13 protein-coding genes are annotated in these 14,737 nt (G+C 58.6%); 2 read left to right on the plus strand and 11 right to left on the minus strand.

The window, feature by feature from the left end:
* Window positions 1-21 precede the first annotated feature (21 nt).
* The gene (locus ABVN21_RS03890) at window positions 22-2,103 is read right to left on the minus strand and encodes a carboxy terminal-processing peptidase (RefSeq protein ID WP_339556626.1); all 2,082 of its coding nucleotides are present in this window, start codon (window positions 2,101-2,103) and stop codon (window positions 22-24) included.
* Window positions 2,104-2,241: 138 nt separating this feature from the next.
* Here ABVN21_RS03890 and ABVN21_RS03895 point away from each other — a divergent pair, with 138 nt between their 5' ends.
* Entirely contained in the window at window positions 2,242-3,204 is a 963-nt protein-coding gene (locus ABVN21_RS03895) for a zinc-binding dehydrogenase (RefSeq protein WP_339556627.1), read from the plus strand.
* Between the two features lie 65 nt (window positions 3,205-3,269).
* On the opposite strand, the gene ABVN21_RS03900 is transcribed toward ABVN21_RS03895, so the two are convergent.
* The 6 genes from ABVN21_RS03900 to ABVN21_RS03925 form a co-directional block, all read right to left on the minus strand.
* Entirely contained in the window at window positions 3,270-3,923 is a 654-nt protein-coding gene (locus ABVN21_RS03900; RefSeq protein WP_339556628.1) for an HAD family hydrolase, read from the minus strand.
* A gap of 34 nt (window positions 3,924-3,957) precedes the next feature.
* Complete coding sequence (locus ABVN21_RS03905; RefSeq protein WP_339556629.1) at window positions 3,958-4,947, minus strand: ABC transporter ATP-binding protein; 990 nt, start codon at window positions 4,945-4,947, stop codon at window positions 3,958-3,960.
* The gene (locus ABVN21_RS03910) at window positions 4,944-5,744 is read right to left on the minus strand and encodes an ABC transporter permease (RefSeq protein ID WP_150705481.1); all 801 of its coding nucleotides are present in this window, start codon (window positions 5,742-5,744) and stop codon (window positions 4,944-4,946) included. The genes ABVN21_RS03905 and ABVN21_RS03910 overlap by 4 nt, the downstream gene beginning before the upstream one ends.
* Window positions 5,731-6,576 (minus strand): ABC transporter permease subunit, encoded by an 846-nt coding sequence (locus tag ABVN21_RS03915; RefSeq protein WP_339556630.1) that lies wholly within the window; start codon window positions 6,574-6,576, stop codon window positions 5,731-5,733. Before ABVN21_RS03915 ends, ABVN21_RS03910 begins: the two co-directional genes overlap by 14 nt.
* Complete coding sequence (locus tag ABVN21_RS03920) at window positions 6,573-7,379, minus strand: alkaline phosphatase family protein (RefSeq protein WP_339556631.1); 807 nt, start codon at window positions 7,377-7,379, stop codon at window positions 6,573-6,575. The genes ABVN21_RS03915 and ABVN21_RS03920 overlap by 4 nt, the downstream gene beginning before the upstream one ends.
* A 126-nt stretch (window positions 7,380-7,505) precedes the next feature.
* Window positions 7,506-8,570: an ABC transporter substrate-binding protein gene (locus tag ABVN21_RS03925; protein ID WP_217871447.1), complete on the minus strand. Its 1,065-nt coding sequence runs from the start codon at window positions 8,568-8,570 to the stop codon at window positions 7,506-7,508.
* 362 nt (window positions 8,571-8,932) lie between these two features.
* On the opposite strand from ABVN21_RS03925, the gene ABVN21_RS03930 reads away from it, so the two are divergent.
* The gene (locus ABVN21_RS03930) at window positions 8,933-9,646 is read left to right on the plus strand and encodes a UTRA domain-containing protein (RefSeq protein WP_339556632.1); all 714 of its coding nucleotides are present in this window, start codon (window positions 8,933-8,935) and stop codon (window positions 9,644-9,646) included.
* Between the two features lie 3 nt (window positions 9,647-9,649).
* Here the strand turns inward: ABVN21_RS03930 and ABVN21_RS03935 are convergent, their stop codons facing one another.
* The 4 genes from ABVN21_RS03935 to ABVN21_RS03950 all read right to left on the minus strand — a co-directional run bounded on the left by ABVN21_RS03935 (window position 9,650) and on the right by ABVN21_RS03950 (window position 14,602).
* The gene (locus ABVN21_RS03935) at window positions 9,650-11,806 is read right to left on the minus strand and encodes a mechanosensitive ion channel domain-containing protein (protein ID WP_339556633.1); all 2,157 of its coding nucleotides are present in this window, start codon (window positions 11,804-11,806) and stop codon (window positions 9,650-9,652) included.
* 77 nt (window positions 11,807-11,883) lie between these two features.
* On the minus strand, window positions 11,884-12,060 hold the full coding sequence (locus ABVN21_RS03940) for a hypothetical protein (RefSeq protein ID WP_339556634.1): 177 nt from the start codon (window positions 12,058-12,060) through the stop codon (window positions 11,884-11,886).
* A gap of 166 nt (window positions 12,061-12,226) precedes the next feature.
* On the minus strand, window positions 12,227-13,516 hold the full coding sequence (locus tag ABVN21_RS03945; RefSeq protein ID WP_339556030.1) for a M18 family aminopeptidase: 1,290 nt from the start codon (window positions 13,514-13,516) through the stop codon (window positions 12,227-12,229).
* A gap of 243 nt (window positions 13,517-13,759) precedes the next feature.
* Complete coding sequence (locus tag ABVN21_RS03950; RefSeq protein WP_339556029.1) at window positions 13,760-14,602, minus strand: hypothetical protein; 843 nt, start codon at window positions 14,600-14,602, stop codon at window positions 13,760-13,762.
* Between the last annotated feature and the right edge of the window lie 135 nt (window positions 14,603-14,737).

Consider the following 14,737-nt stretch of genomic DNA (forward strand, 5'->3'; position numbering starts at 1 on the left):
CCATCACTTGCCAGTAAAAGCTCAGTGCTTGGCCACTGCGGTGTTGAGTTTCAGGTAGTCCAACAGAATGCGCCCAGTCTCGCTCAGGTAGGCGTCGTCTTCCGGTTTGGTCTTGTCTGGCTCGGCCGCAATGGCGTCTTCGTCTTCTTTCTTCAGCTCTTTGAGCGGCTCTTCGCCCTTGGCCTTGCGACGGATATTTTCCATCGCCAGTTGCTTGGCTTCGATGTCGGCGTGTTGAGCGCGACGTTCGGCTTCATTGAGACTGACGGTTTTTTCATTCATCAACTTCTGCGCCAACGCCAGTTTGTCGCGGATGAACACGAACTCCGCATCCTTCGCTGTACGCACGTCATGCTCGGACTTGAGCTGAGTGATGTACGGCTTGAACGGGTCGACTGCAGGCTTGATCGCCGCCTTGATGGTGTCCCACGGCATGGCTTCCGGCAGGGCGCTTTCGCCGATTTCCTTGGTGTCGATGATCGACGGGTAATCGATGTCCGGCAGTACACCCTGATGCTGGGTGCTCTGACCGGAAACCCGGTAGAACTTGGCCAGGGTCAGTTTCAGCTCGCCATGGTTCAGCGGCTGAATGGTCTGCACGGTGCCTTTGCCGAAGGTCTGGCCACCGATGATCAGAGCGCGGTGGTAGTCCTGCATGGCGCCGGCGAAAATCTCCGAAGCCGAGGCGGACAAGCGGTTGACCAGCAACGCCATCGGGCCTTTGTAGAACGCGCCCGGGTTCTCATCTTCCAGGACATCGACGCGGCCATCGGCGTTACGCACGAGAACGGTCGGCCCTTTGTCGATGAACAGGCTGGTCAGCTCGGTGGCTTCCTGCAAGGAGCCGCCGCCATTGTTGCGCAGGTCGATGACAACGCCATCGACTTTGTCTTTCTGCAACTCGGTCAGCAGTTTCTTGACGTCTCGGGTGGTGCTCTTGTAATCCGGGTCGCCCGCACGAAAGGCCTTGAAGTCCAGGTAGAACGCCGGGATCTCAATGACGCCGAGTTTGTAGTCCTTGCCGTCCTGTTTCAGGTTCAGTACAGATTTTTTCACCGCCTGGTCTTCCAGCTTCACCGCTTCTCGGGTGATTGGCACGATCTTGCTGGTCTGGTCGTTCGGCGCATTGCTGGCCGGGATCACTTCCAGGCGCACCACGGTGCCTTTCGGGCCGCGGATCAGCTTGACCACTTCGTCCAGGCGCCAGCCGACCACGTCGACCATTTCCTTGTTGCCTTGGGCCACGCCGATGATCTTGTCGGCCGGTGCTACCAGCTTGGTCTTGTCGGCAGGGCCTGCCGGTACCAGACGCACAACTTTCACCTGGTCGTTGTCGCTCTGCAACACGGCGCCGATGCCCTCGAGGGACAGGCTCATGTTGATGTCGAAGTTTTCCGCGTTATCCGGCGACAGATAGTTGGTGTGCGGGTCGTAGGACATGGCGAAGGTGTTGATGTACGCCTGGAAGATGTCTTCTGCGCGGGTCTGGTCCAGACGCGCCAACTGGTTCTTGTAGCGCTTGGTCAGGGTTTCCTGGATCTGCTTGGAATCCTTGCCGGCGATCTTCTGGCGCAGGACCTCGTCCTTGACACGCTTGCGCCACAGGTCGTCGAGTTCTGCGTTGGACTTAAGCCACGGAGCGTCCTTACGATCGATCAGCAGGGTTTCTTTGGTATTGAAATCGATCTTGTCGACGCCTTTGTTCAACTCGGCAAGAGCGAAGTCCAGACGCGCCTTGACGCGGTCCAGGTAGCGCTTGTAGATGGTGAACCCGGCATTGAGGTCGCCGCTTTTGAGGAAGTCGTCGAACTGGGTCTTCCACTTGTCGAATTCGGCGATGTCGCTGGCCATGAAGTAGCTGCGCGACGGATCCAGCAGCTTGAGGTAGCTGTCGTAGATGATCACCGAGCGCGCATCGTCGAGCGGCGGCTTGCTGTAGTGGTGGCGCTTGAGCAACTCAACGACGTTCAGACTGGCGATGACTTCGTCACGATCGGGTTGGAGCTTGTCCCAGCTATTGGCTGCGAAAGAACTGCTCGACATCGGCAACAGGCCGATACCGATGATTAGGGCGAGGGCGGTGCTGGGGAACAAACGCTTCATGTTGATTCGACGCGGGGACAATTGATAACGCATATTAGGCCGTCTTTGAAGTCGCCGGTTCCACAAGGGCCGGTCGCATAATGCAAAAAGCCCGGCGCTATAGCTTCGGGCTCAGTCCAGACTCACTATGGAGGCACTGTGAAAGCATTGCAAGGCGTTGACGGTCAAGTGGAGTGGGTTGAAGAGCCCAGTCCTACATGTGATGTAGGGCAAGTTCGCATTCGTGTGGCGGCAGCGGGTCTCAATCGCGCCGATTTGTTACAGAAGGCAGGCCTATATCCGCCACCGCCGGGGGCCAGTCAGGTGCTGGGTCTTGAGTGTTCCGGGGTGATCAGCGAGGTCGGCGCGGGTTCGTCCTGGCAGGTGGGTGATCGGGTTTGCGCCTTACTGGCCGGGGGCGGGATGGCTGAAGAGGTGGTTGTCGACGGACGGCACGTGCTACCGGTTCCCGACGAAATGTCGTTGGCAGAAGCGGCAGCCTTGCCGGAAGTGTACGCAACCGTCTGGTTGAACTTGTTTCAACTTGCGGCGCTTAAACCGGGTGAGAAAGTTCTGCTGCACGCCGGAGCAAGTGGGATCGGTTCAGCTGCCATTCAGCTGTGCAAGGCGTTTGGCAACCCGTGCTGGGTCAGCGTCGGATCCGCCGAACGGTTGGCCTATTGCGAAAAGCTCGGCGCCCAGGGTGGTGTGGTGCGTACTGACGACCTGGATAGCCTGCGCGACCTTGGGCCGTTCGACGTCATCCTCGACCCGGTGGGCGGCAATTACGCGACGTTGAACCTGAAGCTGCTGGCCGGCGATGGCCGTTGGGTGCTGATCGGCCTGATGGGCGGCCGCGAGGCCAAGCTGGATCTGGCGCAAGTACTGGCCAAGCGTGTGCAGCTGCTGGGTTCGACCCTGCGTAGTCGTGACGATCAGTTCAAGGCAGATCTCTTCAGCGACTTGAGCCAGCATGTCTGGCCATTGTTTGCCGAAGGACGCTTGAGTCCGCAGTTGGCCAAGACCTTTCCGATCAAGGATGCCGAGGCGGCGTTTGCGGAGTTGGCGAGCAACACAGTGGCGGGGAAGTTGGTGTTGGTGATTGACGAAAGCCTCCTCTGACACCACCGAACCTGTGATTCCCTTTGTGGCGAGGGAGTTTGCTCCCTCACCACAGGGGATCCGGGTTACTTCCAGAGATGGATCGGCCAGCCGGCTTTTTCGGCATGCTCTAGTAGTACCGGGTCCGGATTCACCACATGCGGGAAATCGACCTTCAGCAACAACGGCAGGTCATTGCGTGAGTCGGAATAGAAACTCGCGCCTTCGAGGTTTTCCTCTTCAGCATCCAGCCATTCCAGCAACCGAGTGATCTTGCCCTCGCGGTAAGTCAGGGTGCCCACGGTGTTACCGGTATAAACTCCATGCGCCACCTCCAGCTCGATTCCGAGAATTTCGTCGATGCCCAGGCGCTCTGCAATCGGTCTGACCAGGTGTGTGCCTGAAGCGGAGATCACCAGGATTCGGTCGCCAGCCTTGCGGTGGGCGGCGATGGCTTGGGTGGCGTCGCTGAAGATGATCGGTTCGATGAAGTCTTCCACCCACGGGCCGACCAGATGATCGACCTCTTCCGGCGTGCGGCCGATCATCGGTTCCAGGCTGAAGTCCATATACTCTTCCATGCGCAATTTGCCATGGCTGTAGGCGTCCATCAGCTCGTTGTTCTTGCGCATGAACGACTCGGGGTCGACCCAGCCCAGGCGGCCCATTTGCTCGCTCCAGAGGGTGGCGCAATCGCCGTGGATCAGAGTTTCGTCCAGATCAAAAATTGCCAGGGCCATCAGTGCAGTTCTCTCTTCAACATCAGCAAAGGCATCAGGCTACCTCACACAGGGCGGTCGGATCGATGGAAAGCGCCAGGCGCTGACCATCGGGATGCAGGTCGGTCGCCGAGCGATTAAGCACATCCACCACCAATTCCACGCCCCGGGCTTCGACCCGGTAGCGGATCACGTTGCCCAACAGGCTGTGGCTGCGCACTTGCGCATCCAGTTCGCCGCTCAGGCTCAGTTCAATGGCCTCCGGGCGGATCGCGATACGGTGTGTGATAGGGCGTTGCAACAGTTTGGTCGCGCTGTCGGCGTCCAGCAGGTTGTAATTGCCGATGAAGCCCGCCGCGAACACATCCACAGGCGCGGTGTACAGGGTTTCTGCGTCGCCGCTTTGTACGATTTTTCCCTGATTCATCAGGAAAATCCGGTCAGACATGGTCAGGGCTTCTTCCTGATCGTGTGTGACGAAGATCGTGGTCAAGCCCAGTTCTCGCTGGATCTGCCGGATCTGTTCGCGCAAATGCTTGCGAATCCGTGCATCAAGGGCCGACAGCGGTTCATCCAGGAGCAACAAACGCGGCCGAGTCACCAAGGAGCGGGCGAGGGCGACGCGCTGACATTGGCCGCCGGACAGCTGATGCGGGTAACGGGCGGCAAATTCGTTGAGCTCGACCAGTTTCAGCACTTCGGCAACGCGCTTTTGGCTGTCGTCGGCGTTGACCTTCTGCATGCGCAAACCGAAAGCGACGTTCTGCTCCACGGTCATGTTGGGGAACAGTGCGTAACTCTGGAACACCATGCCGATCCCGCGTTTTTGCGGGCTCAGTGGCACGATATCAACACCATCGAGAAGGATCTTGCCACCATCCACTGAGGTCAGTCCGGCGATGCAGCGCAGCAGGGTGGATTTGCCGCACCCGGACGGGCCGAGCAGGGTGACGAATTCGCCTTTCTGGATTTCGCAATTGATGTCGCTGAACACCGTGGTGCCCGCGTAGTTTTTCTGAAGATGTTGGACGCTGACATAGCTCATTCGCTTTTGTCCCTGTTCAAGATGTTGGCAATCCAGGTCAAGACCAGCACAAAGAAGAAGTAGGAGATCACCAGCGCACTGGTGAAATGGCCGCTGCTGTTGCGCATGTTGTTGAGGTAGACCTGCAGGGTTTCGTAGCGGGTGCCAACGAGGATGTTGGCGAAGACAAACTCACCGAACAGGAACGAGAACGACAGCAGCAACGCCACCATCAAGCCCTTGCGCAGGTTCGGCAGGACCACCAGGAACGCAGCCTGAAAGGTGCTGGCGCCGAGTAGTTGCGCAGCGTCCATCAGGTCACGCAGGTTGATCGCTTGCAGGTTGTTGGTGATCGCCCGGTACATGAACGGCAGCGCCACGGTGAAGTAGCAACCGATCAGGATCCACGGCGTACCGACCATCGCGAACGGCCCGGAACCGTAGAGCTGCAACAGTCCCACCGACGACACCACGGGCGGTACGGCGAAGGGCAGCAGGATCAGGATGTTCATCAGCGCATCGAGTTTCGGAAAGTGGTAATGCACCACGAACAGCAGCGGCAGAATCAGCACCACCGACAGGATCAATGCGCCAACACACACCAACAACGATTGGCCGAAAGCGTTCAGGAAGCGCGGGTCGCTCCACAGCTGTGCGTACCATTTGATGCTGAAACCGCTGGGCAGAATGGTTGCCGACCAGCTGCTGGAAATCGAGTAGATAAAGGTGCCGAGCAGCGGCAGCAACATAATGGCAAACAGCAGGTAAACCACCACGCGATGGTAGATGCCGGCGGGCCCCAATTCAGCGCGAGACATGGTAGCTCCTCTTCAACAGCAGTTGATGGACGATGGTCACCAGGGTCATCAACGCCACCAGTACCACAGCCAGGGCACTGGCCAGATTCGGGTCCAGGGAAATGTCGCCCGAGACCATTGCTGCAATCCGGATCGTCAGCACGTTGAAGTTGCCGGTGGTCAGGGCGTACACCGTGGCGTAGGCACCGAGGGCGTTGGCCAGCAGGATCACGAAGGTGCCGAGCAGTGCCGGGGTCAGCACCGGCAGGCCGATGTGCCGCCAGTACTGCCAGCCGTTGGCGCCGAGCAGCGCGGCGGACTCGCGCCAGTCTTCGCGCAGGGCGTCGAAGGCCGGGTAGAGCAGCAGCACACCCAGGGGAATCTGGAAGTAGGTGTAGAGAATGATCAGCCCGGTTTTCGAGTACAGGTTGAAGTCCTGGATGATCCCGGCCTGCTTGAGCAGGATGGTGAAGCTGCCGTTGAAACCCAGCAAAATGATGAAGGCAAAGGCCAAAGGAACGCCGGAAAAGTTGCTGGTCATGTTGGCGAAAGCGTTGACGAAGTTACGCAGTTTCGAATCGACCCGGCGCAGGGAGTAGGCGCCGAGCACAGCAATGATGATCCCGAAAACGCTGGACCAGAAACTGATCTCGAGGCTGTACTGGATCGCTTGCAGGTAAAACTTCGAGCTGAAGATCTTGGTGAAGTTGGCCAGGCCCCAGCCGAACTCTTCCGATTCGAGACTGTTGATCATGACCCACACCAACGGGGCAATTTCAAACACGATAAAGAACAGTGCGAACGGCACCAGGCACAACGCCGCCAGCCATTTGCCACGGGTGATGGAACTCACTTGAGCAACTCCCGGCACACGGGTTTGTCGTGGGGCACGCCCAGCAGTTCACAAACGGTGCCGCAAATTTCCGTCTGCTTTGGTGCGGCATTGGTGTTGAAACTGAAGCCATCGCCGAGGACGTACAGCGGCACTTCGCGTTCTTCGGGCAGCAAGCCGTTGTGGGAGCGGTCGTTGTTCATTCCGTGGTCGGCGGTCACCAGCACTTGATAACCGGCATTGAGCCAACCTTGCAGATAGTCAGCGAGGAAGATGTCGGCGAAGCGGGCGCTGTTGCGGTATTGCGGGGTGTCGAGACCGTGTTTGTGGCCGGCGTCGTCGATGTTCATGGGGTGAACCAGCAGGAAATTCGGCGAATGGCGCAGGCGCAGGTTTTCGGCGTCGGCGAACAAGTGCGAGTCCGGGTAGTGATCGCTCCAGTAGAAATGCCCGTGCTGGATCGGCAGGTCGGGGTTGTCGGTATGACGATCCCGGGCCTCGACGAAGGGCGAACGGTTATACAACTCACTGACCCAGTGATACGCCGCCGCGGCGGTTTTCAGGCCGGCATCAGTGGCGTAGTGATAGATGCTGCGCTGATTGGACAGGCGCGAGACGTTGTTGTGGACGATGCCGCTGTCGATCGGCGTGACACCGGTCAGGATGCACTCGTAGAGAGGACGGGACAGGGCCGGCAATTCGCATTCCAGCTTATAAAGCGCTGCGCGTCCTGCGCCGACGTAAGCCTGCAAGTGCCCCATGGCGTGGCGGGCGACTTCGTAGTTGAGGCCGTCGAGAACGACAAGGATGACGTTGTGTTTCATGGTGGAGAAACTCCGTGGGTTCTCTCAAATCTGTAGGAGCCGGCTTGCTGGCGATTGATCACCAGGGTGCCCAGTGGGACCGAGGTGTCTGGGACCGCCAGCAAGCCGGCTCCTACAGATGAAGCATTACTTCATTTCGACAATAACTTCTTCGTTCCACTTCTGCGGCAGGGCCTTGGAAGTCTTCTCCCACGCATCCGCGTCCTTGATCGGCGTAACCTTTTTGTACTGCTCGTTCGGCAGCAGCTTGGCTTTCACGTCATCCGGCAGTGTGATGTGCTCGGCGCGGATCGGACGGGCGTTGCCTTTTGCCAAGTTGATCTGGCCGGCGTCGCTGAAGATGTACTCGCGGGTCAGCTTGGCGGCGTTCGGGTTCTTGGCGTATTTGTTGATGATGGTGGTGTAGCCGGAAATTACCGAACCGTCGGACGGGATCAGCACCACGTAATCATCCGGATTGGCCATCTTGGCCTTGTAGCTCAGGCCGTTGAAGTCCCAGACCACGCCGACTTCGATTTCGCCTTTCTCCATGGCACCAATGACCGGGTTGGACATCGACAGGCGACCCTGCTTGGCGATGTCGGCAAACAGCAACAGCGCAGGTTGCAGGTTTTTCTCGTCGCCACCGTTAGCCAGTGCCGCAGCCAGAACGCCGTTCGCCGCCTGGGCAGCGGTGCTTACGTCACCGATGGAAACCTTGTACTTGCCGGTCTTGAGGTCAGACCATTTGGTCGGCACTTCGGAACCGTGCAGCAGCTTTTTGTTGACGATGAAGGCGATGGTACCGGTGTAGGCCAGCGCCCAGTTGCCGTCTTTGTCCTTGGCCCAGTCTGGAATCTGATCCCAGGTGGAAGGTTTGTACGGTTGCACCACGCCTTGCTTGACCGCGATCGGGCCGAAGGCGGCACCGACGTCGCCGATGTCGGCGCTGGCGTTGTCTTTTTCAGCGGCGAACTTGGCGATTTCCTGCGCCGAGCTCATGTCGGTGTCGATGTGTTTCAGGCCGTATTTCTTGGCTAGGTCTTCCCAGGTGCCTTTCCAGTTGGCCCAGTCATCGGGCATGCCGACGCTGTTGACTGCGCCTTCCGCTTTCGCAGCGGCTTCCAGGGTTTTCAGATCATCAGCCGCCATGGCGGCGGTGCACATGGCAATGGTCGAGCCTAACAGTGATGCCAGGAAAAACTGTTTCATTCCGAAGCTCCTTGGGTCGTGTTCAACGCTGCGATTGCGGTTTGTGTTGGTCTAGGTCAGCAATACCTGAGCCAATTTAAGGGGGCTCGATGACACTTTAATGTCGCTCGGCGCCCGGCAGGACTGTTGTTTGCCCGGTATTGGCGTGCTCCCGGTAAGCGTAGACCATGGGCAATCGCCCGCTACACGCGGCTTCTGGCCGATGTATTGCAGGTTTTTAAATCAGGGCTGAAATGACCGTTCGGTGGTTTGTCATCTCTCAGTCATCTGCAATGCCTACGCTTGCAGGATGCTGAAAGAGCCGATTTGGAGTGCGGTTCTGCCCCGAAACAGTGCTGGTCTAGTCCAGATAGGTAACGTTGATGCGTGATGAGGCTACAAAAGCGGTGACAGCCATCGGCCAAGTGCTTCAGGAGCAACTGGATCACGGGTTGCTGGCGGCCGGCAGCAAGTTACCGGCCGAGCGCAAGCTCAGTGAGTTGTTCGGGACAACGCGGATCACTGTGCGTGAAGCGTTGTTGCAATTGGAGGCCCAAGGGCAGATTTATCGCGAAGAGCGTCGCGGCTGGTTCGTTTCGCCACCGCGCCTGGCGTACAACTTGATGCAACGCAGTCACTTCCACGCCATGGTCAGCGCCCAGGGGCGGGTGCCGTCCACCGAAGTGATTTCGGCGCGATTGCTGCCAGCGTCGGCGGCGGTTTGTGCCTGGTTGCAGCTGCCGGCGCTGTCGAGCGTGATTCAGATCTGTCGCTCGCGGCGTATTGACGGACGGTTGGTGCTGTACGTGGAGCACTACCTGAATCCGCAGTATTTTCCGGGGATTCTGGAGTTCGATTTGAATCAGTCGATCACCGAGTTGTACGCGCGGCATTACGATTTGCACTACGGCCGCGTGCGTTTCGAGATTGTGCCGACGGCGTTGTCGGTGGATGCAGCAGCGGCTTTGCGTGTGTCAGTGGGGAGCCCGGGATTACGCATTGCCCGGGTCAATTATGATCAGCATGAGCGGTTGATCGACTGTGATCTGGAGTTCTGGCGGCATGATGCGATTCATGTCGGGGTGGATGTAGTTTGATGCCTACTCCTTCTGCGGGCCGCCACCGGCGGTGATGACCTGCACACTCATCCGCGGCGTCGCCAGATCCATCCCGGCTTCATCCAGATGCCGTTTAAGCGAAAGGTTGAACGCCCGCGAAACTTCCCACTGCTTGATCGGCGCTGTCTTGAAACGGGCGCGAAGAATCGCATTGCCCGACTCGAAACTTTCTACCCCCTGAATCTCCAGTGGCGACCAGATATTGCGTCGTTGCAGCGGGTCGGTGCGCATTTTCTGGCCGACTTCGCGCATCAATTTGATCGCGTTGTCGATGTCCATGCTGGCCGGCACTGCGACCCGGAAAATCGCGTAGCCGAATTCCCGGGAGTAGTTCTTGATGCTTTTGATTTCACTGAACGGAATGGTGTGGACGATGCCGTCGATGTCCCGCAGGCGTACGGTGCGGATCGTCAGGCCTTCGACAGTCCCCAGGTGCCCGCCCACGTCCACGTAGTCGTCGATGGCCAGTGAGTCTTCGATGATGATGAACAGACCGGTGATCAGGTCGGCCACCAGCGATTGTGCGCCGAAACCGATCGCCAGGCCGATCACACCGGCACCGGCCAATAGTGGCGTGACGTTCATGCCCATATTCGCCAGGGCAACGATCAGCGCGACGATGAAAATGGCCACGAACAGCACGTTGCGGATCAACGGCATCATCGTCTGCGCGCGGGCGTTGGCCAGGCCTTTGCGCGAGCGGGTGAGAGCGTGGTGTACGGCGGTGTCGCTGAGGATCCAGATCAGCCACGCAAAGATCAGCGTGCCGGCAAGGCTGAACAGCTTGACGCTGACTTCATGGCCTTCACCCTCGGTAAACGTGATCAGCGACATACCCCAGACCCGCAGGCCGAGTTCGATGAATGCCAGCCACACCAATAGGTGGGCGAGGGTATAGAAGAAGTTTTTCAGGCGTTCTGAATACAGTGCGTGACGCTTCACGCCGCGTTGCGGTTTCAGGGCATGACGTCGTACCAGCCCGTTGATCACCATGCACAACACCAGCAAAACCGTGCAGATCAACGACTGGCGCAGCGCGGTGCTGGTATCGCCGGCGGAAACGAACGTGGCGAACAATGAAATCCCCACCAGTACCAGCGCTGGCACGTACCAGAAGGTGCCGAGAATATCGATGGTATCGCTGAGGGCGCGGCGGGTCAGGCGCCGGGACAGTGGCTGGTTGCGGATCAAGTGGGCAATCGGCCTGCGGAAACGCAGGATGAACAATCCGGTGGACAGCGCCGCCAATACGTTGGCCACTGTCGCGGCGGTATGCGCCAGATGGACGCCAAGGCTGTCGACCAAACGTGGATCGTTCAGGGCTTCGCCGAACGCGGCGAAACTGCCGATCAGCCACAGCGGTCGGAAGGCCTGATGCCGCAGGATGTACAAGGCGCGATGGCGGTGCGGACCGTCGAGCAAGGAAAAAGCGATCACGCAGATTGCGGAAAAACAGGTGCCAACCACCAGCGCATAAGCCAGAACCATCGCCAGGCTTTTGCCCAGGGAAGAAGGCAGCACATAGCTCAGGTAAACAGTGATGACCAAGGCAATCAGCCACGGCCCCAGTTTGCGCAGGGCGAAGCGCAACATGTCCAGGGCTCTGGGGTGTTGCGGCAGTTCTTCGGTCAGGCCGAAGCGCATGCGCACCCGATGGCTGACCCAAATCAGCGCCGCCGCCAACAGGCTCCAGACCATCAGGATCATGGCGAAAGCGAAGATGATCGGCAGCCATTCGTTGGCCGGCAACACCAGCGCCGCCAGTTCAGCTTTGGCCAGGTCGAACTCGCTGGACCAGCGAGTGAGCGGACTGTCAGCTCCGGTAAATTGCTTTTCGAAACTGGCCAGTGTCCCGCCAATCAAACCCAACACGCCCTCTTCGGTGGCCGGTTGGGCTTTTTTCGTGGCGTCGCGCAGCTTCTTCAAATCCGCGAGCAGTTTGGTGCGCTGCTGATCGTTCTCCAGCGACTTGATCACTTCGTCCAGGGATTGCCCGAGCGGTTCCTGCGCCTCGGGCTGGGCCTTCGCCGAGCTGTTGAGCAAGCCTGGCAAACCGACCGCCTGGGCAGGCGCCATCGGCAGCAGCGTCATGAGGCAGACAAGGAAAAAACACGGCAAGGCGAAAAGACGAGCGAGCACTAGGCGGTCAACCTCGGAGTGAGCGGGTCGCCCGAGTGTACGAGCCCGTCAAAATCAATGCGAGTCAGCGTGAGGATTTATTCGTTGAGTTTGGTGAGGATCTTGATCACGACAGTGGCAAAGATCGTCAGCATGCCGATCCACATAGAGAACACGCCAAGGTTCTTGTCGCGAAAATTGAAGCCGATTGCCAGCAGGAGCATCCCGGCAAGAATCGGGACCAGCATGGCGTGGAAGGTGGACATCGAGATCATGGCGACTGCCTTGTCGGAAGGGATGATTGAAGTTTAGTGCGCTTTTAGTGCGACCGGTGGCGAGGTGCGTAACCCTTGTAGGAGCCGGCTTGCTGGCGATTGCATTACCGCGGTGCTCAGTAAGGCCGCGGTGCATGGATCGCCAGCAAGCCGGCTCCTACAGGTTTTATGGTAATTCGCGGCAGGCGTAAAAGGCGCTCAACACTTTCACCAGATGTGCCAGGTCATGGTTCCCGCACAACTCTCGGATCGAGTGCATGGCGAACGTCGGCAGGCCGATATCCACGGTGCGCACGCCCAGGTGGCTGGCGGTGATCGGGCCGATGGTCGAGCCGCAACCCATGTCGCTGCGTACCACGAAGCTTTGCACCGGCACTTCTTCGGCCATGCACAAGTGGCGGAAGAACCCGGCGGTTTCGCTGTTGGTGGCGTAGCGCTGGTTGCTGTTGACCTTGATCACCGGGCCGGCGTTGAGCTTAGGGCCATGGTTGGCGTCGTGCTTGTCGGCGTAGTTCGGGTGTACGCCGTGGGCATTGTCGGCTGAGACCAGCAGGGATTTCTGAATGGTGCGTACGAATTCATCACCTTCAGGCAGCAGGCGTCGCAAGGTTTGCTCAAGCATCGGGCCATCAGCCCCGCAAGCCGAGCAGGAGCCGACTTCTTCATGGTCGTTGCAGACCAGCACGCAGGTTTCGTCGGTGTCGGCGGTGAGCAGTGCTTGCAGGCCGGCGTAGCACGACAGCAGGTTATCCAGGCGCGCGCCGGCGATGAAGTCGCCATGCAGGCCGATGACGGCAGCGCTTTGGGTGTCGTAGAAACTCAGTTCGTAATCCAGCACGACGTCGGCGTTCAGTCCGTGTTCGCGAGCGAGTTGGTCAGTAAGCACCGCGCGGAAATCCACGCGCTCGTCACCGGCAAATTGCGCCAGCACCGGAGGCAATTCGGTCTGGGCGTTGATCGCCCAGCCCATGTTGGCTTCACGATTAAGGTGAATGGCCAGGTTCGGGATGATCGCGATCGGTGCCTTGAAGTCGATCAACTGGCTCTCGACCTTACCGTCGCGGCGGAAGGTCACGCGGCCGGCCAGGGACAGGTCGCGGTCAAACCACGGTGCCAGCAGTGCACCGCCGTAGACTTCGACGCCCAGTTGCCAGAAACCCTGGCGTTGCAGTTCCGGCTGCGGCTTGACGCGCAGGCACGGACTGTCAGTGTGGGCACCAACCAGGCGAATACCGCCGTGCAGTGGCGAATGGCGGCCCATTTTGACGGCGACGATCGAAGAATCGTTACGGGTGACGTAGTAACGGCCGTTGGCTTCGGTGTGCCATGGCTCGCGCTCGTCGAGGCGTTGGTAGCCCGCCGCTTCCAGGCGCTGAACGAGGCTGGCGGTGGCATGGAACGGGGTAGGGGAGGCCTTGAGAAAGTCGATCAGGCCTTGGTTCAACTCTTCGCGCATAAGAAACTCCAGACAGCAATGGCGCCAGTTTAACGTATTGGCCCGGCGCATTGGGCAAGTGCTTTCATCGCCGGGCAACGAGCTGCTGATCGGCCGTCAATGCGCCATCCGTTCGCCCAGGTATTTGATGAAGGTCTGTCCGTCGGCGGACTTTGCAGGCTTGGGCTGATGTTTTGGCCAGCTCGGGCGTTGCGGGCGCACTGCTGTACGGTGTTCTTTTGCACCTGTGAATGGCGTATTGCTTTAGCCAGTAATCAACTTGCCGCTGAGGAATACTTCGCGCCGCTGCTTGCGACCGACATATTCATGTTTGCTCGCGTGGTACACCTCATCGAATTTTTCCCGCGATATGCCAGGAACTAATCGGACGTAGTCATCAACCAGGCGATCGTAGTCAGCTTCGGTGATCAGTTTGTAGATGTCGCGGCGGTAGAAGAATCCAAGCTGGAAACCCAGGGTTTCGCTCAGGTGAGCGGTCTGGGTGGCGAAGCAGTTTTCAAAGTCGATGGCTTTAAGCGGTTTACCCGTCGTTTCGGGAATCATGATGTTGCCCAGCCAGAAATCCATGTGGGTGATGTTCTTGCGGGACAGGGAACCAAGCAACTCGAAAGCGTCAAGAATGAAGGTTTTGACCTTTTCTGGGTTGCGTTTAAGCCATTGCACACCGTCAATATGATCATCGAGCAGGCGCGTGAGAATGAAATACTCCTGGGTCAGGCCCAAGCGGTCCTTGGTATAGCCAAAGCCTTGCAGCGGCGGCATTTGGACACCGCGACGCTGTGCTTCGAGGGTGTTCGCCAGCTCTTCCAATGGCCAGTCGAAACGGCCATTGCGCTGTGGTTTGCCCAGGGTCACCCGGACTTTCGCCTTGAGCGTATCCAGCGGTTGAACCTTGGCAAACAGAGGTGTTTCCCCAGAAGCCAATGGCGCGCTGGCACGGGTGAGTTTTTTGGCGCTGCGTTTCTTTATGAGTTTCTCGAGAGCCTGTCGCGCTTCGCCGCTAGGCTGTTCATTCAGATGCAGAGTGGTGTTGCCGAAGGTAAAGGTGACGGGGTAATCGTATTGAAGCTTTTTACTACTGAGCACGGGTAGGGCTTCCTGCCTGCTATCGAATTGCCACAATTTTACGTTTCTTTACAAAATTATGACAATCTTTTAACGCCATTTTCACGTCGTTCAATTTGTAACTACAAATGAAAACGCCCTTCACTGGAAGGGCGT

This window comes from Pseudomonas sp. MYb327, assembly GCF_040438925.1.
Classification (GTDB): Bacteria; Pseudomonadota; Gammaproteobacteria; order Pseudomonadales; family Pseudomonadaceae; genus Aquipseudomonas.

Coding starts and splice junctions, on each gene's coding strand:
- ABVN21_RS03920 (WP_339556631.1), bottom strand. CDS start 7,379: ATGAAACACAACGTCATCCTTGTCGTTCTCGACGGCCTCAACTACGAA.
- ABVN21_RS03890 (WP_339556626.1), bottom strand. CDS start 2,103: ATGAAGCGTTTGTTCCCCAGCACCGCCCTCGCCCTAATCATCGGTATC.
- ABVN21_RS03910 (WP_150705481.1), bottom strand. CDS start 5,744: ATGTCTCGCGCTGAATTGGGGCCCGCCGGCATCTACCATCGCGTGGTG.
- ABVN21_RS03900 (WP_339556628.1), bottom strand. CDS start 3,923: ATGGCCCTGGCAATTTTTGATCTGGACGAAACTCTGATCCACGGCGAT.
- ABVN21_RS03925 (WP_217871447.1), bottom strand. CDS start 8,570: ATGAAACAGTTTTTCCTGGCATCACTGTTAGGCTCGACCATTGCCATG.
- ABVN21_RS03945 (WP_339556030.1), bottom strand. CDS start 13,516: ATGCGCGAAGAGTTGAACCAAGGCCTGATCGACTTTCTCAAGGCCTCC.
- ABVN21_RS03905 (WP_339556629.1), bottom strand. CDS start 4,947: ATGAGCTATGTCAGCGTCCAACATCTTCAGAAAAACTACGCGGGCACC.
- ABVN21_RS03930 (WP_339556632.1), top strand. CDS start 8,933: ATGCGTGATGAGGCTACAAAAGCGGTGACAGCCATCGGCCAAGTGCTT.
- ABVN21_RS03940 (WP_339556634.1), bottom strand. CDS start 12,060: ATGATCTCGATGTCCACCTTCCACGCCATGCTGGTCCCGATTCTTGCC.